The organism is Micromonospora sp. ATLC16, from assembly GCF_057196645.1.
In genome coordinates this window covers 1-21493 of sequence record NZ_JBXUOW010000077.1, presented here as the reverse complement: position 1 = coordinate 21493, position 21493 = coordinate 1, and the positions used below count along the sequence as shown (strand labels likewise).

Genomic DNA, 21493 nt, shown 5'->3' with positions numbered 1-21493 from the left:
GCCCGACGGCGGGTGGCGGCGTGGGGTGCGGCTGCTGCGGCAGGGCCCGCGCGGGGAGCGCGTTGCCCCGCTGGGCGGAACCACCGCGAGGGTATGCGCCACCGAACAGGTCGAGGAACGGGGAGTCGATGTCTGCGCCGTCCCGGCTGGCCGGGGCCGGGTCGGCCGGAACCGCCCGGCGCTGCGGCGGGCGAGGTGCCTGGAACACGCCGACGCTGCCATGACCCGGGGTGGTGGCGAGCGCCGGATCCGGCGTGGCCTCGTCCCGCTCGTCGGATTCCGGGTAGTCGAACGAACGCGCACGGTGACCGTTTGGCGCGGCCGGACGTCCGGCCGGAGATCCCGGCGTGGCGGAGCGGCTCATGCGATCGCCCTGCCCGTGTCCTCGTTCGGCCCGTACGGCGTGCAGCCGGTCATGCCAGTTCCTCCCGGATCCTGATCCTGCTGCCGACCAGGCGCGGATCGCGCTGCTCGGCGGCCGGCTCCCGGGTGCGTCGCCAGTCGGTCAGCGCGGTACGGATCACCATGCGCGCCGGACGGTCCGGGTCGACGTACCGGAAGACGAACGAGGTGGTCACGATGGCGAGGGCGATCTCCCAGGCGGGAAAGAGCTCAACCTGCAGCGTGAACAGCCAGTGGATGAATATGTAGAGGGGAACGAGCAGCATGAAGAGCCCGTACTGGGCGTACGGCAGGTGGACCGGAAGGGTGTAGCCGGGCGGGCCGAGATAGACCAGGCGGGCCCGGTAGATGTCGTCGTCGGTGCGCAGCCGCATCTCGTGCCCGCGCCTATTCGAAGATCAGGTTGATCAGGAAGTCGCCGATGAAGAAGAGGGTGGCGGCTCCGGCGATGAAGGCCAGCCCGACGATCGCGATGGCCGAACTGGTCAGCACCTTGGAGATCTCGCCTCGGCTGGCGCGGCCGATGAAGATGACGCCCAGCACGGCCAGCAGGATTGGAGCGATCTTGCTGGCGAAGAAGGTGACGACGCCCTCGGTGTCGATCCCCTTCGGCTCCTCAGCGGCTAACGGAATCGACGACGCCAGGGTGGAGAGCAGGTGGCCGGCGTTGGTGGACGCCGTTTCCATCAGCTCGATGGCGATCACTGAAACCTCCCCAAGTCGCGGCCGGCGGCGCCGCGGTAGTGCAGTAGGCGAGCCTGGCGGGATCGGTGCTCAAATGTGCGCAGCGCCCGAGACCCTGCGTACGACAACCGCCACGTGGGGTGGCGATTTTTGGGCGGGTTGTCCCGTTTTGGCCCTCCCTCCAACCGTCGCCATCTCAATGCTGGGCAATTTCACAGCGTACGGGCCGCCCCCCTTTGCGACAACCCGCGAAGATACTGCCCGAAGCGGCCCGGACGACCGATCGTACACCTGTTCTAATTGCCATGTCAGGGGTGCCGATGGGGCGGTCTGCGACGTGTCACCGGACCGGTACCGTCCTACTCGTGACCGATCTGGTGCGGGCCCCGGCCCCGGTGGTGATGGGCGTCCTGAACGTCACGCCCGACTCTTTCTCCGACGGCGGACGCTACGCGGACGTCGAGGCCGCTGTCGCACACGGCGTCCGGCTACGAGCCGAGGGAGCGGGGTTGGTGGATGTCGGTGGTGAGTCGACCAGACCCGGCGCTGATCGGGTCGACGCGGAGACCGAGGCCGCCCGCGTGGTACCGGTGATCCGGGAACTCGCCTCGGCCGGTGTCCCGGTCAGCATCGACACCACCCGCGCCCGGGTGGCCGTGGCGGCGTTGCACGCCGGCGCGGTCGTGGTCAACGACGTCTCGGGAGGGCTCGCCGACACCGACATGGCCCGGGTGGTCAGCGACGCCGGCTGCTCCTGGGTGCTGATGCACTGGCGCGGCCACTCCCGCCGGATGAGCGAGCTGGCCAGCTACGGCGACGTGGTGGCCGACGTCCGTGCCGAACTCGGCCAGCGGGTGGACGCGGCGCTCGCCGCCGGAGTCGACCCGGATCGCATCATCATCGATCCGGGCCTCGGCTTCGCCAAGAACGCGGCCCACAACTGGCAGCTCAGCGGCCGGCTGCCCGAACTTGTCGAACTCGGCTACCCGTTGCTGTTCGGCGCGAGCCGCAAGTCCTATCTGGGACAACTGCTGGCCGGCCCGGACGGCCTGCCCCGACCAATCGACGGGCGGGCGGCGGCCACCGTGGCCACCAGCCTGCTCGCGGTCGCCGCGGGCGCCTGGGGGGTACGCGTGCACGAGGTACGCGCCACCGTCGACGCCCTCGCCGTCTGGCAGGCCACCGGTCGTCCCCGGCTGGCGGCAGCACCGGCAGCCGACGCCGTCTCGTCGACCGACGCCGGGCCGGGGGTACGTGACGTCGGGCGGCCGGCCCCCGTCGTCGAGGCCGCAGTCGAGGGGCGGGGGCGACGATGACCGATCGGATCGAGCTGACCGCCCTGCGGGCGCACGGCCGGCACGGGGTGTACGACTTCGAACGCGCCAACGGTCAGGAGTTCGTCGTCGACGCGGTGCTCGAACTCGATCTAGGCCCGGCCGCCCGGTCCGACGACGTACGGGACACCGTGCACTACGGCGAACTGGCCGAACGGCTGGTCGAGGTGATCACCGGCGAGCCGGTCAATCTGCTCGAGACCCTCGCCGATCGGCTGATCGAGGTCTGCCTGGCGGATCCGCGGGTGTCCGGCGTGACGGTGACGGTGCACAAGCCCGAGGCACCGGTTCCGCACGCCTTCACCGACGTGGCCGTGACGATGCGCCGGACGCGTACCCGATGACCCGCGCCGTGCTCTCCCTCGGCAGCAACCTCGGTGACCGGCTGGGTCACCTGCGCACCGCGCTGACCGTCCTCGGTGACAGTGTGCTGGTGGTCTCCGGGGTATACGAGACCCCGCCATGGGGCGACACCGACCAGCCGGCGTACCTGAACGCCGTGCTGCTGGCCGCGGACCCGGACGCCGGACCCTACGACTGGTTGGCGCGCGCGCGGGCGGCGGAGGCCGCCGCCGGTCGGGTCCGGGACCCGGAGCGGCGCTTCGGTCCCCGCACGCTCGACGTCGACATCGTCGCGGTGTGGACCGACGACGACCGCCCGGTGTTGAGCACCGACCCCGAGTTGACGCTGCCGCATCCCCGGGCACATCTGCGGGCCTTCGTGCTGCGACCGTGGATCGACATTCAGCCCTACGGTCAACTGCCGGGGTATGGCCCGTTGACCGACCTGCTCACCACCGGCCCGCTCGCCGTCGAGGTGCCGGAACTGAGCCCCCGACCCGATCTGAGGTTAGAGTCGACGGCATGAGCGAGCGCACCGACGGGACCATCAGGCTCAGCGCGGCGGTGTCTCCTGGCGGCGTGATGTGCCACGGGGCGCCGGCATGAGCGTTTCCCCGCCGCCGGACGGGTCGCGGATGGGGCCCACCCGCATCTCGACGCTGGTGGTGGCTGCCCTGGCCGCCGCCGCGGCGGCCTGGTTGTTGATCAGCGGCATCTACTACGAGCGGCTGCCGCCGCTGCCCTGGTTGCCGGTGGTGACGCTGGCCGGGCTGGCCGTGCTGGAGGCGTACGCCGCGATCAACACCCGGGGTCGGATCGACCGCCGACCGGGCCGTGACCCGGTCAATCCGTTGGTGGTGGCTCGGTTCGTCGTACTGGCCAAGGCGTCCGCGTTGGTTGGCGCCATCTTCGCCGGAGGGTACGCGGGGTTGACCGGGTGGTTGTTCGTACAGCCGACGCGGGCGGCCGCCGACGACCGCCCGGCAGCCATCGCCGGTCTGCTGGCCGCGACCGCCCTGGTGGCCGCCGCGCTCTGGCTGGAGCGGGCGTGTCGCGTTCCGGAGCGGCCCGACGACGAGCACGAGCCGGACGACTGGGAGAGCCACCCGGGCCACCGCTAGTGCGTTTGTCCGACACCGCCGGTCGTCGGTCGGGTCCGACGCCTCCGGTGAGCGTTCCTGGACACCGCACTCGGCCGCGGTGCGCTAGGCCCGCCCGGTCGGCAAGGTCCGCGCGACGCGGTCCGGATCGTCGATCACCCGCCCAGGCAGGGGGTTACGTCCGCTCTCGCGCGCGGGTACGGTGCCTGCGACCGAAGGCAACGTCCCGCCGCTGTGTCCGCCCCCGCGTCGGTGGAGTCCGGGCGACCGCTGGGAGGCAGGAATCATGGGGTACGACGAGCCGGGCCGTGACGGACCGCCGGAGCCCACCTCGGCCGGTTCCGCGACCGGGGCGGAGGCCGTTGTCGACGATCCCGACGCCGAGCCGGGCCGGGACCGTTTCGGCGTCTACATCGTCTGGGAGACGCTCCTGCTGCTCGGCTTCGGCGCACTGGTCTACCTGGTGTGGCGGGAGGATCCGACCCTGCTGCGCGGCAGCGGACTGCGGGACCTCATCGTCGACGTGGTCGGCCTGGGTCTGCTCGCCCTGGCCGTCGGGCTGACACTGCGTACCGCAGCGGTCAACCTGGCTGTCGGGCCGGTGGCCGTGGCGGCCGGGCTGCACTTCGCCGAACAGGGTGACCGCGGGTTGCTCGGCACGGTCGGCACGGCCACCGCGGTGGCCGCGATCGGTGGACTGTTGCTCGGGCTGGTGGTCGCGCTGCTGCACGTGCCCGGTTGGGCGGCGAGCCTCGGTGGTGCGGCCGGTGTCGTCGTCTACATCGAGCAGCGCTCCGCGCCCGTACTGGTGCAGGGGGATTACGACCCTCGGGGGACCGCCGGACAACTCTTCGTGGGTTTCGCCGCGATCGCGGTGTTCGGTGGCCTCTTCGGAGCGGTGAGTCCGATCCGTCGGCTGGTCGGCCGGTTCCGTCCGGTCGCCGACCCAGCTCGGCGGCGGGGAGCGGCGGCCACTCTCGTGGTCACCACTGGATACGTCTTCTCCACCGTGCTCGCGACCCTCGGTGGAGTGCTGATCGCCGCGGAGGACGGGACGGTGACACCGGCGGCGGGGTTGGACTGGACGGTGCTGGCGGTGGGCGCGACGCTGCTCGCCGGCACCAGCGCCTTCGGGCTGCGTGGCGGCGTCTTCGGCACGCTGCTGACGGTCGGCGCGATCGGGCTGTTCCTGGCGTACGCGGGGGCGCGCGGCTGGACGGTCAGCTACTGGGCGGTCGGTGGTGCGGCGCTGGCCGTCGGGCTCATCGTCACGCGCCTGGTCGAGAGGTACGGAGCTCCGCTGCCGGTTCTCGGGGCACTGCCCCCGCCGTCCAGCGAACCGGCCGCCGCGGCAGGATGGGGTGTGACGCAGCCGCAACCGGTCGGTGACTGGCCGCCCGTGCTGCCGGCGCAACCCACCGTGAGCGGCACCGACCCGTGGGGGGCCCGGCGCTGGGAGATGGGCCCGCCAGCCTGGGAGGCCGACGACCGGTGACGGTTCGGCACCTCGTCGGCGCGCCGAGCGTGATCTCGGCGGATAGGCTCGGCACATGACCGACACATCATCGATCTCCGGCGACCGGTCGTTCGAGGAGTTGGACGTCCTTACCACCGAGGAGCTGCGTGAACGGGCGTTCACCCTTGCTCGGGAGCGCCGCGACGTACGGTTCTTCTGGTCGGTGCTGCGGCACCTGCCGGATGCGGACGAGGCCGCCGCGCTGGACGGCGCGCCCAACTCGGTGGGGCCGACGGTCGATGAGGCGGTGGCTCTCTGGCGCGAGATGACCGGGCACGGCTACGAGGAGTCGGCACCGCTGTTGCGCGCCGCGTTCATCGACTACCTGATGAAGCACTAGGCGTCATCAAACGCGCCTACCGTCACAATTGACGCCTCGCGTTTGCCTGCGTCGATCCGCTGGGAAATAGCGGGGCCATGGCTCTCACCAATCGTTACAAGTCCGCACCGGGCGCCGGCACGCTCGCCGCGCTCATCCTGGTCCTGGTCTTCGGTAGTCCCTGGTACGTCGACTGGGTCAGGGACAACACCGATCCGGACAGCGCCGGCGGGTGGTTCCTCAGACTGCTCGCCTGGCCGGCATGGCGATTCGACTCCTCCGACTCCATCCAGGAGATCTTCGCCGACGACCTGAGGGCGATCCTCGTGGTCGTCCTCACCTTCCTCTTCCTCTACCTGCTGCCGGGCTCCCAGCTCGCCCGCGCCCGGGGCACCATCAGCCAGTTCTTCGCCGGCTGGGGGGCGTTCGTCTTCGCCGGGGCCTTCGCGGCCCTGTTCACCACGCTGATCCGGACCAACCCGTCGCTGTTGGGCGCCTTCCAGGCTGCGGGGGACGGCGCGGAGTACGGCCTCTTCGTCGGCTGGATCATCGGCATCGCCACCCTGGGCGGATACCGGGGTCGGCGCTGACCGTACGGCCGGGTCCGTCGTGCCGACGGACCCGGCCGACCTCCGGTGCCCGACGTCAGACCCCGCTCCGCCCAGCGGTCGGCCGGGCGACGCCGACGTGGCACTCAGCCGACCGGCTCCGTCAGTGTCAGAATGCGTTCCCGGCTGAGCGTCCCGACCGGCCGCCCGTCCTCGGTGACCACGGCCTGGCCGCTGGCGGAGGTGAGCAGCAGGGCCAGCGCGTCGTACGCCGACCCGCCCAGCGGCACCGACGGTAGGCCCGCACCGCCGTCGACCGGCAGCGGACCGAGCACCTCCCGGGTCACCGGAGTGACGGCCAGCCGGCGGATGCCCCGGTCGGCCCCGACAAACTCGCGGACGAAACCGGTGGCGGGAGCGCCGAGCAGCGTCGCCGGGGTGTCGTACTGCTCCAACCGGCCGCCCTCGGAGAGCACCGCGATCCGGTCACCGAGCCGGACGGCCTCGTCCAGGTCATGGGTGACCAGGACGATGGTCTTGCGTACCTCCGCCTGCAACCGCAGAAACTCCTCCTGAAGCCGGGTACGCACGATCGGGTCCACGGCGGAGAAAGGCTCGTCCATCAGCAGCACCACCGGGTCAGCGGCGAGGGCCCGGGCCACCCCGACCCGCTGCCGCTGGCCGCCGGAGAGTTCGTGGGGGTAGCGGCGGCCGAACTGTGCCGGATCGAGACCGACCAGTTCAAGCAGTTCCTCGACCCGGCGTTGGACGGTGCCGGTGGCCCAACCGAGCAGCCGGGGCACGGTGGCGACGTTGGCGGCCACCGTCTGGTGCGGGAAGAGCCCGACGTTCTGGATGACGTAGCCGATCTGGCGGCGCAGTTTCACCGGGTCGACCCGGGTGACGTCGGAGTCGCCGAGCAGTATCCGGCCGGCGGTCGGCTCGATCAGCCGGTTGATCATGCGTAGCACGGTCGACTTGCCACAGCCGGACGGGCCGATCAGCACGACCAGTTCGCCCTCGTCGACATGCAGGCTGAGCTCCCGCACCGCCTCGGTGCCGTCCAGGTAGCGCTTGCCGATGCCGTCGAGGGTGATCGACGCGGCGCGTCGATCACCGTCGGCTCCCGGGGTAAGTTCCACGTATGTCCTTCCGCCTGAGCTACCGGGCTGATCCGGGTAACCCATGGTTCTCCTGGCAGTACGTGCGGGACAACTCCGAAACGGTGCTCAACGCCCTGCGTGAGCACACCACGCTGACCCTCCGGGCGGTGCTCATCGCCGCGTTGATCGCCGTCCCGCTGGCGGTGGTGGCTTACTGGTTCCGGCCGCTCACCGGGCCGATTCTCGCACTGACCGGGGTGCTCTACACGGTTCCCTCCCTGGCCCTGTTCGCATTCGTCGCACCCTATCTGGGCATCGGCGTCGCGACCGTGCTGAGCGTGGTGGTGCTGTACGCGCTGCTGGTGATCGTGCGTAACACCGTGGCCGGGCTCAACCAGGTGCCGGCGGAGGTCCGCGAGGCGGCCGAGGGCATGGGTTACGGGCGCTGGGGACGACTGTGGCGGATCGAGTTGCCGCTCGCCCTACCCGGCATCCTGACCGGGCTGCGGTTGGCCACGGTGTCCACGGTCGCCCTGGTGACCGTCGGTGTGGTGATCGGGCGGGGTGGGCTCGGGCAGATCATCTTCGCCGGTTTCCGGAACAACCTCTACAAGGCTCAGATCATGACCGGCACGCTGCTCTGCGTCCTGCTGGCGCTGGTGCTCGACCTGCTTCTGGTAGGGGCCGGTCGGCTGCTCACCCCATGGCTTCGCGGGCGCAACGGATGAGCGCCGCGACGGATCCGGTGTCCCAGGCGGTGGTCTGGCTCAACGATCCGCTGAACTGGACGAACCCGGGCGGCATCCTGGACCGGCTCGGCGAGCACGTCAGCATCTCGGCCGCCGCGGTGCTGGTCGGCTGCCTGGTGGCCTGGCCGCTGGGCCTGTGGCTGGGACACACCGGCCGGGGCGGCGGGCTGGTGGTGCTCGTCTCCAACCTGACCCTGGCGGTGCCCACGCTGGCCCTGCTCACCATCCTCCCGTTGACCTTCCTCGGCTTCGGCCGGCCGGCGGTGGTGGTGGCGCTGGCCGTGTTCGCCGTGCCGCCGCTGTTGGCGAACGCGTACACGGGGGTGCGGCAGGTCGATCCGCAGACCCGGGAGGCGGCCCGTGGCATGGGCATGACCGGCGCGCAGGTGTTACGTCGGGTGGAACTGCCGCTCGCGGTGCCCTATCTCGCGGCCGGATTCCGCACCGCCGCCGTCCAGGTGGTCGCCACCGCGGCGCTCGCGACCTTCGTCAACGGGGGTGGCCTGGGCGAGATCATCCGGTTCGGTTTCGGCCTGAGCATCGCGGTCGGTGGTGGCCAGATCCTGGCCGGCGGGCTACTGGTCGCCGGGCTCGCGGTCAGCGTCGAACTGCTCTTCGCGTTTGTCGAACGGCTGGTCACCCCCCGCCCGCTGCGCCGCGCCCGGCGTCGTGCCGGGCGACGCGCGGCGGACGCCGTCGCCGGTTCCTGACCGGGAGAACCGAGGCTCGAAAAGCACGGAACGGAACACCCGGCCGATCGGGTCGCATGGGCACTCGACGCCGTCTGCGGAGCTGCCGGCCGGCGCCCGATGACTCCAATGGGTGACGTTACGGTGACGAACGCCTCCTCGGGTTGTCGGGGGGTGGTATCAGGATGTTGGGTGGTATCGCGGGCGGCCGAAGGGCGGACGCCCGTCGGACACGCGGCCGGCCCACCCGGGCCGCGCCGGGACACGGAAGGCGGGCTCATGCGCGCAGTTAGAAGACTGTCCATCGCGGTCGTGGGTGCTGTCGCGGCGGCGGCGGTCCTGGCGGGTTGCGGCGACGCCGGTTCGTCCGGCACCGATGCGCCCGAGCAGGGTGCCTCCGGCGAGGGTTGTGCGCCGGTGGCCGGTGAGCAGTTGATCGCACTCGAAGACGACAAGTCACTGCAGAACGCCGACAACATCATTCCGGCGGTCAACAGCGAGGTGGCGACCCCGCAGCTGATCGCCGCGCTCGACAAGGTCTCCGCAGCGCTCGACACGCCGAAGCTGGTACAGCTCAACAAGGCGGTCGACGTGGACCGCAAGAGCGCCCAGGCTGCGGCGAAGGAGTTCGCCGACGCCAACTCGCTGACCGACGGTGTGGAGCAGGGACCGGGCGGGCAGATCACGGTCGGGGCGGGCAACTTCACCGAGAGCGAGATCATCGCCGAGCTCTACAAGATCCAGCTGGCCGCCGCGGGCTACCAGGTCAGCGTGCAGCAGATCGGCAACCGGGAGTTGTACGAGCCGGCGCTGGAGAAGGGCGAGATCCAGGTCGTCCCCGAGTACGCGGCCACCCTCGCCGAGTTCCTCAACGGCAAGGTGAACAGCGGTGGCCAACCGGTCTCCTCGCCGGACGTCGAAAAGACCGTCACCGCGCTGCGTGACCTGGGCGAGAAGGTGGGTCTGACCTTCGGCGCGCCGGCAGCGGCTCAGACTCAGAACGCCTTCGCCGTGACCCAGGAGTTCTCCGAGAAGTACGGCGTGCGCACCCTCTCCGAACTGGCCGAGAAGTGCTCGGGTACGGCGACGGTGCTGGGTGGCCCGCCGGAGTGCCAGGAGCGCCCGTTCTGCAAGCCCGGCCTGGAGCAGACCTACGGGTTGACGGTCGGATCGTTCTCCTCGCTCGACGGCGGCGGCCCGCTGACCAAGACGGGCCTGCGCAACGGCACGATCAGCGTCGGCCTGGTCTTCTCGACGGACGCGGCGTACGCGCAGAACTGAGCAGCCGCGCCACCCGCGATGGCGCCTCGGCCGAGTCGGCCGGGGCGCCTTGCCGTCTGCCGGCCTCGACCGCTCGGCGGTGACCCTCGCCGGCTCGCAACGGGGACCTGCCGTCGAGCCGTTCCCACCTGACGCAACTCTCGGTAGGCTGCAGACCCATGCCCGCCCCGCCAACCGTCGATACGCGCAAGCTGCTCACCGTGCTCTTCTGGGGCGGTGTGGCCCTGGCCCCCGTCGCGGTGTTGGTCCTGCTGGTCGCTGACGGCAACGGGCCGCTTCGGTTCGCCGCGGTGCTGGCCATCCTGGCCGTGGTGCTGATCGGGCTCTCCATCACGCTGCGTACCGACGGCGGTGGACCGCACGCCGAGGAACTTCGGGCGGAGGTAGACGAACTGCGGCGAGAGTTGCGCGGTGAGATCGTTGCTGCCGCCCAGCGTGGCAACCAGGCGCTCGACGAGGTCCAGCGGGTGCACGAGGCGTTGGCCGGGGTGCGGCGGCGGATCGACGCGGGTGGCGCCGAGACGGTCACGAACGACGAGCCGTCCGGCGCCGGGCGGGCCCGGGTGCCGACCCCGGAGGCCCCGCCGCCGCAGGCCGAACGACCGGCCGCGCAGGCCGGGGTCTATGGCACCGCTCAGCCCGGTCACGGCCCGGTCGGTGGGTACGGCGGGGAACGTTCCCGGCCCGGCAACGATCGACCCGCCAGCGGCTCAGCCGCTGTCTACGGTTCGCCGGTTCGTCCGGAGCAGGACAGCCGCCCGGACGAGGCGGGGCGGAGGCCGCTCGGGGTGGTCCGGCACACCGAGACGGTGCATGTGACCACCCGGCACACCATCGTGGGCGAGTCCGGCGGCCGGTATGGCGGGTACGCGTCGGAGTGGTCGGGAGCGCAGCCCGGGGAGCACGGACAGGGGCGCGGCAGTGACCGGGACGACCACTCGTGGTCCGACGGCGAGGACCGTCCCCGCCGGGACGGTGGCCGCCGCTGGTCCGGTGCGGAGCGGCACGACGAACGTTCCTGGTCCGGGGCGGCCCAGGAGGAGGAGCGTTCCTGGTCCGGATCGTCCCGCGACGAGGAACGCTCCTGGTCCGGTTCCCCCCGCGACGAGGAACGCTCCTGGTCCCCGGCGCGGGAGCAGGGTCGCTGGTCCACCGCGCACGACGACTGGTCCACCGCCCGCGACGGCGGCTCCGGCTATTCGCACGCGCCCACGGACCGGGACGGCGGCGACTGGGGCCCGCACGATGACCGGGGCTGGAACGCGGGTGACCAGCACTGGGAAACCCCTGCCGACCCGGTGCCGACGGCCCGGGGACACCGGGCGGACGACACCGGGGCGTACTGGGCGCAGCTGCGGGCCGGGGACCGGTGGGCGGCGGTACGCGACGACGACCGGGGCCGCGAGCTGCGCGTCGGCGAACGCCGGGCCGAGCTGCATGCCGATCCGGCCGGCACCGAGTACCGGATGGAGGACCGCTGGGCGAGCGTCCGTCGCGACGAGCCACGCCGGGAGGCGGCGAGCGACGACGCGTGGCGGGACGGCTGGGGTGAGCCGGCGAGCCGTCCGGCGCTTCCCGCCGGTGGGGTGCCGGTGCCGCAGGAGTGGCGACCGCCCCGTCAGCACGGTCACCAGACCGAGCAGGCGAGCGGCCACCAGCCCGAGCCGGCGCGCGGCTACGCGCCGGAGCCGGCGTACGGGTACCAGCCCGAATCGGCGCGCGCACCGCGTGCGGGCGGGGAGCAGTACGGCCGCCGGCACCGCGTGGAGGAGCCCGACCACGGTCCGGCCGCGTACGAGAGCGGCGCTGGCCGCTGGCGCTGACCCCGGGACTCGCCGCCAACCGTCAGTGGCGGCGGGAAGGGGCCGTCACTTGTCGATGTCGCCGACCACGAAGAACATCGAGCCGAGGATGGCGATCAGATCCGGCACCAGACAGCCCGGCAGCAGGGTGGCCAGGGCCTGCACGTTGGCGTACGAGGCGGTACGCAACTTGAGTCGCCACGGCGTCTTCTCGCCCCGCGAGACCAGGTAGTACCCGTTGATGCCGAGTGGGTTCTCCGTCCAGGCGTAGGTGTGTCCCTCCGGCGCCTTGAGCACCTTCGGCAGCCTGGTGTTGATCGGTCCGGTGAGCCGGTCGACCCGGTCCAGGCACTGCTCCGCCAGATCGAGGGAGGTGTAAACCTGATCGAGCAGCACCTCGAAGCGGGCGTGACAGTCGCCGGCCGTCTTCGTCACCACCGGCACGTCGAGCTGGTCGTAGGCCAGATACGGCTCGTCCCGGCGCAGGTCCAGATCGAGCCCGGAGGCCCGGGCGACCGGACCGGACGCACCGAACGCCGCCGCGTCGGCCGCCGACAGCACCCCCACCCCGACGGTACGGGCCAGGAAGATCTCGTTCCGGCGGATCAGCTTGTCCAGGTCCGGCATCCGGCGGCGTACCTCACCGATGGCGGCCCGGGCCCGCCCGGTCCAGCCGGCCGGCACCTCCTCCTTCAGGCCCCCGACCCGGTTGAACATGTAGTGGATCCGCCCGCCGGAGACCTCCTCCATCACCGCCTGGAGCGTCTCCCGTTCCCGGAAGGCGTAGAACATCGGAGTGATCGCCCCGATCTCCAGCGGATACGAACCGAGGAACATCAGGTGGTTGAGTATCCGGTTCAACTCGGCGAGGGCCATCCGCAGCCAGGTGGCCCGTTCGGGCACCTCCATGCCCATCAGCCGTTCCACCGCGAGCACCACGCCCAGCTCGTTGGCGAACGCCGAGAGCCAGTCGTGCCGGTTGGCCAGCACGATGATCTGCCGGTAGTCGCGTACCTCGAACAGCTTCTCGGCCCCACGGTGCATGTAGCCGACGACCGGTTCGGCGGCGAGGACCCGCTCGCCGTCGAGCACGAGCTTGAGCCGCAGCACGCCGTGCGTGGAGGGGTGCTGCGGTCCGATGTTCAGCACCATGTCCGCGCCGAGCTGCTCCCCGCCGGTGCCCGCCACCAGCCCGGCGCCGGTGCCGACGGTCAGCTCGCGCCGCTCGCCCGTGGTCATGCCCGCCATCGTGCCATGAACTCCGAACCCGGACGGCATCCGTCCGCGTCCCGGCCTCGACCGAGAGGGCGGTGCGCACCCTGCCCGGCACTCGTACGAACCGGCCCATGGAGCGTACGGAGATCGCGGGCGGTGGTCGGGTCGCACGGCTGCTTCGTCAACCTGGACCCGGAGCTGTACTCCGGTGCCGAAGCGGCGGTGCGCGCGATCGACGCGACGGTGCCGGCGCAGCTGCGTTATCGTCGATCCGAGCTGGTCGGCGAGGACCGACCAAGGGGCAGCCGGTCGGCCGGCAGGCCGACCGGCTGCCACAACCACCAGTGGCCGCCGAGACCGGCCGGGTCGGTCAGCTCGGCCGCCGCCGACGCCGTGGCCAGTGCCCGCAGGTAGCCGGCCGGGTCACTGGCGGCCAGGCTCAGCGGCGGTCGCCCACCGTCGGCCCCGAAAGCGCGCAACGCCTCCCGTTGCGAGGTCAGCAGGTACGCACACCGGGCGGCCCGTTCACCGGCGGCGGCGACGGAGTCGATGGCGACGTGCGCGGTGACGTCGCAGGTGCCGTCCGGCACCGGTGGCACCTGCCGCCCGGCCCGGTACCCGGTAAGCGTCCCGTCGATCGGCCGCTCCGCACGCAGGTGTCCGTAGTCCACCGCCAACGCCAGCCCCCGGTCGACGCGCCCCACGGCGTCAGCCCACGCCTCGTCTCTGGTCCGCCCGATCTCCGCCCTGTGCACGGCTGAGCTGCGATCCGTGGGAGTGCGGTCCGTGGGGAGCCACCAGGTGGTCAGCCAGTCGAGATCTGCGGGGCTGATCTGTTCGCCTGTCGTCTCGGTGCCGGTGGTGGGGTCGACGAGAAGATAGCGCCAGCGGTCGTCGACCTGGCTGGCCAGGTCGAGGGGGACGTTGTCGAGCCACTCGGTGGCCAGGAGCAGGCCGGTGACGCTGGTGGGTATCTCGTTCGTCCAGACGATCTGATCGGGAAGGTTCCCGGGGCGCGGGGCGAGTTCGACGGCGGTGAACCGTGCCCGCCGCGCCAGCGGAACCGGCGCGGACGGCGACGAATCGACGGACCCGGACGAGACACCACCCCGGCAGGGGTGAGCGGCGGCAGTGGTGGCCAGGGTTTCCGGGGAGCCCGCCCGCGCAGGTATCAAGCCTGACCGCCCGGAGCGGGCGGGCTCCCCGGAAACCCCAACGGCAAGTGCGTCGAGCAGTTCGCCACCCCCAGCACCCACATCCACCACGTCGAAGCGGTCGGGAAAGCCCAGAGCGGTGTCGAGCTGGTGGATCAGGCGGAGCAGCGTCGAGGTGAAGATCGGGGAAGCGTGCACGCTGGTCCGGAAATGGGCTGCGGGCACGGTGCCGGAGACGAAGAAACCCGCGGGTCCGTAGAGCGCTTGCCGCATCGCCTTTCGCCAGCGCATCGACATGGGGCCCTCCTCACACCGGTGAACGATTTCACACATCCTTGTTTCAGATCCGCGTCAGCGACGCATACTTGCCCCGACCGGTACCCGTCTCGAGGACTGGATCGTGACATGAGCGCACCGCTGCGCACCGACTCGGCCGCCAGTCGGCGGCCCGCGACCGTGGCAGCTGCCCAGGTCGCCACCGCTTCCGTGCTCACCGTCGGCGTCATCGGCGCCGGGCGGGTGGGTGCCACCCTGGGCGCCGCGCTGGCCGCTGCGGGGCATCGGGTGGTAGCCGCCAGCGGGGCGTCCGGTGCCTCCCGGGCCCGCCTGGCGCTGCTGCTGCCGACCGTCCCTCGCCGCTCCGCCACCGAGGTCGCTCGGGCAGCCATCGACCTGCTCCTGGTCGCCGTGCCGGACGACGCGTTGGCCGAGGTGGTGGCCGGTCTGGCTGCCGACGGCGCGCTGCGCCCCGGCCAGGTGATCGCGCACACGTCGGGGGCGCACGGCCTGGCGGTGCTGGCGCCGGCCAGCGCGGCTGGCGCCCGTCCGCTGGCGGTGCATCCCGCGATGACCTTCGCCGGTACGCCCGACGACCTTGGCCGGCTGCCCGGCGTCTCGTACGGGGTGACCGCGCCGGCCGACCTGCGCCCGCTGGCGGCCCGGCTGGTGGTCGACCTCGGCGGGGTGCCCGAGTGGATCGCCGAGGCGGACCGACCGCTGTACCATGCGGCGCTGGCACACGGTGCCAATCACCTGGTGACCCTGGTCAACGAGGCGGCCGACCGGCTGCGTGACGCCGGGGTGGGCCAGCCCGAGAAGGTGCTCGCCCCGTTGCTGCGCGCCGCGCTGGAGAACGCGTTGCGCCTCGGTGACGACGCGTTGACCGGCCCGGTCTCCCGTGGCGACGCCGGCACGGTGCGGCGGCACCTGGCGCGGCTCGCCGCCACCGCGCCAGAGTCGGTCGAGCCCTACCTCGTGCTGGCGCGGCGTACCGCGGATCGGGCCGTCGCGGCCGGCCGGCTGCGTCCGGGTGACGCGGCGTCACTGATCGGCGTCCTGGACGACTACCGGAGCGGGGTGGCGGCGTGACCATCGGCGGGGGACAGGTGTCGAGCGAGGTGGATCACGTGACGGAGCTGGTGCACACCCGTGCCGAACTGGCCAGGGCACGAGCCGCCCGCACCGGGACGGTGGGGGTGGTCATGACCATGGGCGCGCTGCACGAGGGGCACGAGACGCTCCTGCGGGAGGCCCGGGCACGCGCCGACCACGTCATCGTGACGATCTTCGTGAATCCGCTGCAGTTCGGGCCGAACGAGGATTTCGACCGCTATCCGCGTACTCTCGAATCTGATCTTGAAGTCTGCCGGCGAGCCGGTGCCGACCTGGTCTTCGCTCCCTCGCTGGGGGAGATGTACCCCGGCGGCGAGCCGGCGGTCCGGGTCAATCCGGGGCCACTCGGTGAGGATCTGGAGGGGGCGAGCCGACCCGGCTTCTTCCACGGTGTGCTCACCGTGGTGCTGAAGCTGCTCCAACTCACCCGCGCGGACCTGACCTTCTTCGGTGAGAAGGACTACCAGCAGTTGACCCTGGTCCGGCGGATGTGCCGGGACCTGGACGTGCCGGTCGAGGTGATCGGGGTGCCCACGGTCCGGGAGCCGGACGGCCTCGCCCTGTCCAGCCGCAACCGCTACCTCTCGCCGGCCGAGCGCTCGCTGGCGCTGAGCCTGTCCCGGGCGTTGCGGGCCGGCGCGGAGGCCGCCGCGGCCGGTCGTGACGCCGCGGCGGTGCTGACTGCCGCGCACGTCGCCCTCGGCGCCGGCGGCTCCGGAGCACGGCTCGACTACCTGGTGCTCACCGATCCGGATCTGGAGCCCGGGCCGGTGCGCGGCCCGGCCCGACTGCTCGTGGCGGCCTGGGTGGGCACCACCCGACTGATCGACAACGCTCCGATCCGACTCGACCCGGCTTCCTGACCGCACGTACCCGCGAAAGGCGTCCCGATGTTCCGCACGATGCTCAAGTCCAAGATCCACAGGGCCACGGTGACCCAGGCGGACCTGCACTACGTTGGCTCGGTGACCGTCGACGAGGATCTGCTCGACGCGGCCGACCTGCTTCCCGGTGAGCAGGTGGCGATCGTCGACATCACCAACGGTGCCCGGCTGGAGACGTACGTCATCCCGGGCCGGCGGGGCAGCGGCGTGATCGGAATCAACGGTGCGGCAGCCCGCCTGGTGCAGCCGGGTGATCTGGTCATCCTCATCTCGTACGGGCAGATGGACGATGCCGAGGCTCGTGCGTACCGCCCCCGGGTGGTGCACGTGGACGCGGACAACAGGGTCGTCGACCTCGGTGCCGACCCGTCGACCGCCGCGCCCGGCACCGCCGGCGCCCCGGTGCCGAACCCGCTGTCGGTGTAGCGGTTCCGCTCGGCGGCCGGGTTGCGTCGGCACCCGCCCGGACGGCCGCTCGGACCGGCGGCGACGATCGTGCCGCGATTCTGGTCTGTCACCGGAAGTACTTCTCTGGTTACCCTGAAGGTGCCGTCGGGGGACGGCCGCTGACTGGGGGAGGCGGCGCCATGCAGCATGCGACGAGGACCCTGGTCGCAGCCATCATCGCGGCGGCGCTGCTGGCCGGCTGCGGGTCGACCGGTGGGCTGGACGGCAACCTGGTGGACGACTGGGCCGCGCTGCCGCCGCCCGGGCCGTTCACCCCGGTCGCCGGGGTCTGTCACGAGGCCGATTTCGCCGAGGTGGTGCCGCTGGGTGCGTACGCGCCGGTGGACTGCGCCGCGCCGCACCGGGTCGAGACGGTGCACGTCGGCGCCTTTCCCGCCCGGGACGAACCGCCGGCCACCGGCTCGGCGGAACTGCGTACCGCCTTCGTCGAGTGTGACAACCGGGCCAACGGCTACGTCGGTGACAACTGGCGGGCCGGGCGGCTCCGGTTGGCGGTCGCGGTGCCGTCCGGGCCGGGCTGGACGGCCGGCTCGCGCTGGTACCGCTGCGACCTGATGGAGGTCGACACGGTGGAGGCGGGCGCCGAGGTCGTGCTGCGGACCGGCTCGCTGCGCGACGTGCTGCGGACGACGTCGCCGCTGCGACTGGGGTGTCAGCAGACGCGCACCGGCGGTGGCGGTGTGGTGCAGACCCTGGTCTCGGTGCCGTGCACCGAGCGCCACGACGCCGAGTTCGCCGGGGTCTGGCCCGCCCCGAACCGCCCGTACCCGACCCGCAGCGCGCAGTGGGCGCCCTTCTACGCGGGCTGCCGCTCGGTCCTCGCCCGCTTCGCCGGTCTGCCGGCCGACGACGACCTGGTCTTCCGTACCGACGTGGTGGTGCGTCCGCCCAGCGCCGGTCGGTGGCGGGTGGGCGACCGGGGGATCCGCTGTTATCTGTGGCTCAGCGACCGCCGGGTGACCGGGACGCTCAAGGGGGTCGGCCCGGCTGAGCTTCCGGTCCGGACGGAGTAGCCGGAACCACTCGTCCCGCCCCCGCCGCCCGAGATGAATGGCATTCGGGTTGACTGGGGGTATGGACCTACCGACCGTCGGCCTGCCGACGCTGCCGAGCCGGCTGGCCGCCCCGGCGCCCGGCTGGGTGGAGACCACCGACGTGATCGTGGTCGGCTCCGGGGTGGCCGGGCTGACCGCCGCGCTGCATCTGCGTGAGGCCGGCCTACACGTCACCGTGGTCACCAAGGTCGATATCGACGAGGGATCGACCAGGTGGGCGCAGGGCGGCATCGCCGCGGTGCTCGACCCGGCCGACACCCCGGCCATGCACGCCTCGGACACCGAGATCGCCGGCGTCGGTCTGTGTGACCCGGCTGCGGTCCGCGTGCTGGTGGAGGAGGGGCCGACCCGGCTGCGGGAACTGATGCGCCTGGGTGCCGAGTTCGACCGCAACGCCGACGGGTCGTTGATGCTCACCCGCGAGGGCGGGCACCGGGCCGACCGCATCGTGCATGCGGGAGGCGACGCGACAGGTGCCGAGGTGCAGCGGGCGCTGCACGAGGCGGTGCGCCGCGACCCGTGGATCAGGCTTGTCGAGCACGCGCTGGTGCTGGATCTGCTCCGGGCCGCCGGCGACGGTCCGGGTGGGCTCGGTGCGGCGTGCGGGATCACCCTGCACGTGCTCGGCGAGGGCAGTGAGGACGGTGTCGGCGCCCTGCTGGCCCGCGCGGTCGTGCTGGCCACCGGAGGCATGGGGCAGATCTTCGCGGCCACCACGAACCCGGCGGTCTCCACCGGCGACGGGGTCGCCCTGGCCATGCGGGCCGGTGCGGCGGTCACCGACGTGGAGTTCGTGCAGTTCCACCCGACCGCGCTGATCGTGCCGGAGCACTCCCGGGTGCCCGCTGCCGGGCACGCCCAGCAGCCGCTGGTCTCCGAGGCGTTGCGGGGCGAGGGCGCGTACCTGGTGGACGCCGACGGCAAGCGCTTCATGCTCGGCCAGCACGAACTGGCCGAACTGGCACCCCGGGACGTGGTGGCCAAGGGTATCCACCGGGTGCTGCTGGCCACCGGTGCCGATCACGTCCACCTCGACGCCCGCCATCTCGGCGGTGACTTCCTGGCCCGCCGGTTTCCCACGATCGTCGCGTCGTGCCTGGCCACCGGGGTCGACCCGGGAACCGGCCTGATCCCGGTGGCGCCGGCCGCGCACTACGCCTCCGGCGGGGTCCGTACCGACCTGCGCGGCCGGACCTCGATCCCCGGCCTGTACGCCTGCGGCGAGGTCGCCTGCACCGGCGTGCACGGCGCGAACCGGCTGGCCAGCAACTCGCTGCTGGAAGGGCTGGTCTTCTCCCGGCGGATCGCCGACGACATCGCGTCCGGACTGCCCGAGCAGGCCCGGCCGGCGGACAGCGGGGCGTGGCGGGGCGAGGGCGGCTGGGTGCTGCCGGCCGCGACGACGCCGGTGTTGCAGCGGGCGATGACCAGGGGTGCCGGAGTGCTCCGCTCGGCCGCGACGCTCACCGCGACCGCCGCCGAACTGGTCGAGTTGAGCGTCGCTCGCGGCACCCCGCGTACCGCCGACTGGGAGGCGACGAACCTGCTCACGGTGGCCGCCACCCTTGTCGCCGCGGGGTACGCCCGCCGGGAGACCCGAGGTTGCCACTGGCGGGAGGACTTCCCGGTGGTCGACGAGCGGTGGCACGGCCACCTGGTCGGTGCCCTCGACGGAGCCGGACGGCTGACCACCCGGTGGGAGGAGACGCGATGACCAGCGAGACGGAGCGGATGCTGCGTGCGGCCGGGTTGGACCCGGACCAGGTGCGCCGGATCATCGAGAACGCGCTCGTCGAGGACCTCGGCCCGGACGGGATCGACGTGACAAGCGTCGCCACCATCCCGGCGACCCAGACCGACACCGCCGACGTGGTGGCCCGCGCCGATGGAGTGGTGGCCGGGCTGGCCGTCGCCGCCGCCGTGTTCGAGCTGGCCGCCGAGGCGACCGGCGTCGGGCGTACCGTCGAGGTGTCGCTGGTGACCCGCGACGGCGAGCGGGTGGCCCGGGGGGACGTGCTGGCCACGGTGACCGGCCCCACCCGGGTGCTGCTCACCGCCGAGCGGACCGCCCTCAACCTGCTCAGCCGGATGTCCGGGGTGGCCACCCACACCCGGGCCTGGGCGGACGCGCTGGCCGGCAGCAAGGCGATGGTCCTGGACACCCGCAAGACCACCCCCGGACTGCGGGCCCTGGAGAAGTACGCGGTCCGGGCCGGCGGCGGCACGAACAAGCGGATGGGCCTGCACGACGTCGCCATGGTCAAGGACAACCACAAGTTCGCGGCGGGCGGCGTCGCCGCCGCGTACCGGCGGGTCCGGGAGGCGTTCCCGGACGTGCCGGTGCAGGTGGAGGTGGACACCCTCGCCGAGGCGATGGAGGCGGTCGAGGCCGGTGTCGACTTTCTTCTGCTGGACAACATGTCCCCGGTGGTGCTCGCCGAGGTGGTCGCCGCCGTCGGCGACCGGGCCGAGCTGGAGGCGACCGGCGGGCTGACCCTCGCCGACGCGGCGGCGGTGGGCGCCACCGGCGTCGACTACCTCTCGGTCGGCGCGCTCACCCACTCCTCACCGATCCTGGACATCGCCCTGGACCTGCGCACGGAGTGAATCCGTCTAGGCTGCGTGCGTGCTGCTCTGCATCGACATCGGGAACACCAACACCGTGCTGGCGACCTTTGACGGCGACAAGCTGGTGCACTCCTGGCGGATCAAGACCGACGCCCGCTCGACCGCCGACGAGCTGGGACTGATGTTCCGGGGGCTGCTCGCCGGTGACGCCGTCGAGATCACCGGCGTGGCGGCCTGCTCGACGGTCCCGGCGGCCCTGCGCTCGCTGCGGACCATGCTGACCCGCTACTACGGTGAGCTGCCGAGCGTCATCGTCGAGCCCGGCGTACGTACCGGGGTGCAGCTCGCCATCGACAATCCGAAGGAGGTCGGCGCGGACCGGGTGGTGAACACGCTGGCCGCGTACACCCTCTACGGCGGGCCGTCCATCGTCGTCGACTTCGGCACCACCACCAACTTCGACGTGATCAGCGGCCGAGGCGAGTTCCTCGGCGGTGCGTTCGCCCCGGGCATCGAGATCTCCTTCGACGCGCTCGCCGCCCGCGCCGCCCAGCTACGCAAGGTCGAGGCGACCCGGCCCCGCTCGGTGATCGGCAAAAACACCGTCGAGTGCCTACAGGCGGGCCTCTACTTCGGCTTCGCCGGTCAGGTGGACCGGATCGTGGAGCGGATGGCCGCCGAGCTGGGCGAGCTGAAGGCGGTGATCGCGACCGGCGGGCTGGCCTCGCTGGTGCTCAACGAATGCCGGACGATCACGCATCACGAACCGATGATCACGCTGATCGGATTGCGCATGGTGTACGAGCGGAACGTCTGACGCTTGGTGTGGTTCGGTGGGGGTTCCGGGCAGCCCGACCGGCTCCGGGCGGTCAGGCTTGATCCCTGCGC

The 21493-nt window shown here is 72.1% G+C and carries 23 protein-coding genes and 1 pseudogene; 18 read left to right on the top strand and 6 right to left on the bottom strand.

Translation table 11 applies throughout. From position 1 onward, the window contains the following. The 3 genes and pseudogenes from AC2CHE_RS23370 to AC2CHE_RS23360 form a co-directional block, all read right to left on the bottom strand. A pseudogene (locus tag AC2CHE_RS23370) lies at positions 1 to 364 on the bottom strand (ATP-binding protein); the annotation flags it as partial. A gap of 49 nt (positions 365 to 413) precedes the next feature. After that, the gene (locus AC2CHE_RS23365) at positions 414 to 776 is read right to left on the bottom strand and encodes a hypothetical protein (RefSeq protein WP_484507001.1); all 363 of its coding nucleotides are present in this window, start codon (positions 774 to 776) and stop codon (positions 414 to 416) included. Between the two features lie 13 nt (positions 777 to 789). Then, entirely contained in the window at positions 790 to 1107 is a 318-nt protein-coding gene (locus AC2CHE_RS23360; RefSeq protein ID WP_484507000.1) for a hypothetical protein, read from the bottom strand. Between the two features lie 344 nt (positions 1108 to 1451). Here AC2CHE_RS23360 and folP point away from each other — a divergent pair, with 344 nt between their 5' ends. The 7 genes from folP to AC2CHE_RS23325 all read left to right on the top strand — a co-directional run bounded on the left by folP (position 1452) and on the right by AC2CHE_RS23325 (position 6287). Next, on the top strand, positions 1452 to 2402 hold the full coding sequence (folP, locus tag AC2CHE_RS23355) for a dihydropteroate synthase (protein WP_484506999.1): 951 nt from the start codon (positions 1452 to 1454) through the stop codon (positions 2400 to 2402). Continuing rightward, on the top strand, positions 2399 to 2764 hold the full coding sequence (gene folB / locus AC2CHE_RS23350) for a dihydroneopterin aldolase (RefSeq protein ID WP_484506998.1): 366 nt from the start codon (positions 2399 to 2401) through the stop codon (positions 2762 to 2764). Before folP ends, folB begins: the two co-directional genes overlap by 4 nt. Next, complete coding sequence (gene folK / locus AC2CHE_RS23345; RefSeq protein ID WP_484506997.1) at positions 2761 to 3288, top strand: 2-amino-4-hydroxy-6-hydroxymethyldihydropteridine diphosphokinase; 528 nt, start codon at positions 2761 to 2763, stop codon at positions 3286 to 3288. The genes folB and folK overlap by 4 nt, the downstream gene beginning before the upstream one ends. Positions 3289 to 3397: 109 nt before the next feature. Further along, positions 3398 to 3883, top strand: coding sequence for a DUF3180 domain-containing protein (locus AC2CHE_RS23340; protein ID WP_484507003.1), 486 nt, complete (start codon positions 3398 to 3400; stop codon positions 3881 to 3883). A gap of 265 nt (positions 3884 to 4148) precedes the next feature. Next, positions 4149 to 5357 carry an ABC transporter permease gene (locus AC2CHE_RS23335; protein WP_484506996.1) on the top strand — a complete coding sequence of 403 codons (1209 nt, stop codon included), beginning with the start codon at positions 4149 to 4151 and terminating at the stop codon, positions 5355 to 5357. A 55-nt stretch (positions 5358 to 5412) separates the two neighbouring features. Further along, positions 5413 to 5718 carry a hypothetical protein gene (locus AC2CHE_RS23330; RefSeq protein ID WP_484506995.1) on the top strand — a complete coding sequence of 102 codons (306 nt, stop codon included), beginning with the start codon at positions 5413 to 5415 and terminating at the stop codon, positions 5716 to 5718. Positions 5719 to 5795: 77 nt separating this feature from the next. After that, a complete protein-coding gene (locus AC2CHE_RS23325) occupies positions 5796 to 6287 on the top strand; it encodes a hypothetical protein (RefSeq protein ID WP_484506994.1) in 492 nt (163 codons plus the stop codon). Positions 6288 to 6391: 104 nt separating this feature from the next. Here the strand turns inward: AC2CHE_RS23325 and AC2CHE_RS23320 are convergent, their stop codons facing one another. Then, positions 6392 to 7387 carry an ABC transporter ATP-binding protein gene (locus AC2CHE_RS23320; protein WP_484506993.1) on the bottom strand — a complete coding sequence of 332 codons (996 nt, stop codon included), beginning with the start codon at positions 7385 to 7387 and terminating at the stop codon, positions 6392 to 6394. Positions 7388 to 7389: 2 nt separating this feature from the next. Here AC2CHE_RS23320 and AC2CHE_RS23315 point away from each other — a divergent pair, with 2 nt between their 5' ends. From AC2CHE_RS23315 to AC2CHE_RS23300, 4 genes are all read left to right on the top strand, one after another. Further along, positions 7390 to 8076 (top strand): ABC transporter permease, encoded by a 687-nt coding sequence (locus AC2CHE_RS23315; RefSeq protein ID WP_484506992.1) that lies wholly within the window; start codon positions 7390 to 7392, stop codon positions 8074 to 8076. Continuing rightward, complete coding sequence (locus AC2CHE_RS23310; RefSeq protein WP_484506991.1) at positions 8073 to 8807, top strand: ABC transporter permease; 735 nt, start codon at positions 8073 to 8075, stop codon at positions 8805 to 8807. Before AC2CHE_RS23315 ends, AC2CHE_RS23310 begins: the two co-directional genes overlap by 4 nt. 258 nt (positions 8808 to 9065) lie before the next feature. After that, positions 9066 to 10067, top strand: coding sequence for a glycine betaine ABC transporter substrate-binding protein (locus tag AC2CHE_RS23305; RefSeq protein WP_484506990.1), 1002 nt, complete (start codon positions 9066 to 9068; stop codon positions 10065 to 10067). A gap of 158 nt (positions 10068 to 10225) precedes the next feature. Further along, positions 10226 to 11890, top strand: coding sequence for a hypothetical protein (locus AC2CHE_RS23300; RefSeq protein ID WP_484506989.1), 1665 nt, complete (start codon positions 10226 to 10228; stop codon positions 11888 to 11890). Positions 11891 to 11935: 45 nt separating this feature from the next. On the opposite strand, the gene AC2CHE_RS23295 is transcribed toward AC2CHE_RS23300, so the two are convergent. Both AC2CHE_RS23295 and AC2CHE_RS23290 read right to left on the bottom strand, forming a co-directional pair. Further along, positions 11936 to 13117: an NADH-quinone oxidoreductase subunit D gene (locus AC2CHE_RS23295; RefSeq protein ID WP_484506988.1), complete on the bottom strand. Its 1182-nt coding sequence runs from the start codon at positions 13115 to 13117 to the stop codon at positions 11936 to 11938. A gap of 227 nt (positions 13118 to 13344) precedes the next feature. Then, a complete protein-coding gene (locus AC2CHE_RS23290) occupies positions 13345 to 14535 on the bottom strand; it encodes an SAM-dependent methyltransferase (protein ID WP_484506987.1) in 1191 nt (396 codons plus the stop codon). Between the two features lie 108 nt (positions 14536 to 14643). Between AC2CHE_RS23290 and AC2CHE_RS23285 the strand changes: the two genes are divergently transcribed. The 7 genes from AC2CHE_RS23285 to AC2CHE_RS23255 all read left to right on the top strand — a co-directional run bounded on the left by AC2CHE_RS23285 (position 14644) and on the right by AC2CHE_RS23255 (position 21422). Next, the gene (locus AC2CHE_RS23285) at positions 14644 to 15606 is read left to right on the top strand and encodes a Rossmann-like and DUF2520 domain-containing protein (protein ID WP_484506986.1); all 963 of its coding nucleotides are present in this window, start codon (positions 14644 to 14646) and stop codon (positions 15604 to 15606) included. A 38-nt stretch (positions 15607 to 15644) separates the two neighbouring features. Continuing rightward, the gene (panC, locus tag AC2CHE_RS23280; protein ID WP_484507002.1) at positions 15645 to 16493 is read left to right on the top strand and encodes a pantoate--beta-alanine ligase; all 849 of its coding nucleotides are present in this window, start codon (positions 15645 to 15647) and stop codon (positions 16491 to 16493) included. Positions 16494 to 16520: 27 nt separating this feature from the next. Continuing rightward, the gene (gene panD / locus AC2CHE_RS23275) at positions 16521 to 16940 is read left to right on the top strand and encodes an aspartate 1-decarboxylase (protein ID WP_484506985.1); all 420 of its coding nucleotides are present in this window, start codon (positions 16521 to 16523) and stop codon (positions 16938 to 16940) included. Positions 16941 to 17101: 161 nt separating this feature from the next. After that, complete coding sequence (locus AC2CHE_RS23270) at positions 17102 to 17995, top strand: septum formation family protein (RefSeq protein ID WP_484506984.1); 894 nt, start codon at positions 17102 to 17104, stop codon at positions 17993 to 17995. 61 nt (positions 17996 to 18056) lie between these two features. Beyond that, a complete protein-coding gene (locus tag AC2CHE_RS23265; RefSeq protein ID WP_484506983.1) occupies positions 18057 to 19751 on the top strand; it encodes an L-aspartate oxidase in 1695 nt (564 codons plus the stop codon). After that, a complete protein-coding gene (nadC, locus tag AC2CHE_RS23260; RefSeq protein ID WP_484506982.1) occupies positions 19748 to 20644 on the top strand; it encodes a carboxylating nicotinate-nucleotide diphosphorylase in 897 nt (298 codons plus the stop codon). Before AC2CHE_RS23265 ends, nadC begins: the two co-directional genes overlap by 4 nt. A gap of 19 nt (positions 20645 to 20663) precedes the next feature. Beyond that, entirely contained in the window at positions 20664 to 21422 is a 759-nt protein-coding gene (locus AC2CHE_RS23255) for a type III pantothenate kinase (protein WP_164448613.1), read from the top strand. Positions 21423 to 21493 lie beyond the last annotated feature (71 nt).

Bases quoted from the DNA above. Each gene is read 5' to 3' on its own strand.
- AC2CHE_RS23365 (WP_484507001.1), bottom strand. From the start codon at position 776: ATGCGGCTGCGCACCGACGACGACATCTACCGGGCCCGCCTGGTCTAT.
- folB (WP_484506998.1), top strand. From the start codon at position 2,399: ATGACCGATCGGATCGAGCTGACCGCCCTGCGGGCGCACGGCCGGCAC.
- folK (WP_484506997.1), top strand. From the start codon at position 2,761: ATGACCCGCGCCGTGCTCTCCCTCGGCAGCAACCTCGGTGACCGGCTG.
- AC2CHE_RS23340 (WP_484507003.1), top strand. From the start codon at position 3,398: ATGGGGCCCACCCGCATCTCGACGCTGGTGGTGGCTGCCCTGGCCGCC.
- AC2CHE_RS23335 (WP_484506996.1), top strand. From the start codon at position 4,149: ATGGGGTACGACGAGCCGGGCCGTGACGGACCGCCGGAGCCCACCTCG.
- AC2CHE_RS23330 (WP_484506995.1), top strand. From the start codon at position 5,413: ATGACCGACACATCATCGATCTCCGGCGACCGGTCGTTCGAGGAGTTG.
- AC2CHE_RS23325 (WP_484506994.1), top strand. From the start codon at position 5,796: ATGGCTCTCACCAATCGTTACAAGTCCGCACCGGGCGCCGGCACGCTC.
- AC2CHE_RS23315 (WP_484506992.1), top strand. From the start codon at position 7,390: ATGTCCTTCCGCCTGAGCTACCGGGCTGATCCGGGTAACCCATGGTTC.
- AC2CHE_RS23310 (WP_484506991.1), top strand. From the start codon at position 8,073: ATGAGCGCCGCGACGGATCCGGTGTCCCAGGCGGTGGTCTGGCTCAAC.
- AC2CHE_RS23305 (WP_484506990.1), top strand. From the start codon at position 9,066: ATGCGCGCAGTTAGAAGACTGTCCATCGCGGTCGTGGGTGCTGTCGCG.
- AC2CHE_RS23300 (WP_484506989.1), top strand. From the start codon at position 10,226: ATGCCCGCCCCGCCAACCGTCGATACGCGCAAGCTGCTCACCGTGCTC.
- AC2CHE_RS23295 (WP_484506988.1), bottom strand. From the start codon at position 13,117: ATGGCGGGCATGACCACGGGCGAGCGGCGCGAGCTGACCGTCGGCACC.
- AC2CHE_RS23290 (WP_484506987.1), bottom strand. From the start codon at position 14,535: ATGTCGATGCGCTGGCGAAAGGCGATGCGGCAAGCGCTCTACGGACCC.
- AC2CHE_RS23285 (WP_484506986.1), top strand. From the start codon at position 14,644: ATGAGCGCACCGCTGCGCACCGACTCGGCCGCCAGTCGGCGGCCCGCG.
- panD (WP_484506985.1), top strand. From the start codon at position 16,521: ATGTTCCGCACGATGCTCAAGTCCAAGATCCACAGGGCCACGGTGACC.
- AC2CHE_RS23270 (WP_484506984.1), top strand. From the start codon at position 17,102: ATGCAGCATGCGACGAGGACCCTGGTCGCAGCCATCATCGCGGCGGCG.
- AC2CHE_RS23265 (WP_484506983.1), top strand. From the start codon at position 18,057: ATGGACCTACCGACCGTCGGCCTGCCGACGCTGCCGAGCCGGCTGGCC.
- nadC (WP_484506982.1), top strand. From the start codon at position 19,748: ATGACCAGCGAGACGGAGCGGATGCTGCGTGCGGCCGGGTTGGACCCG.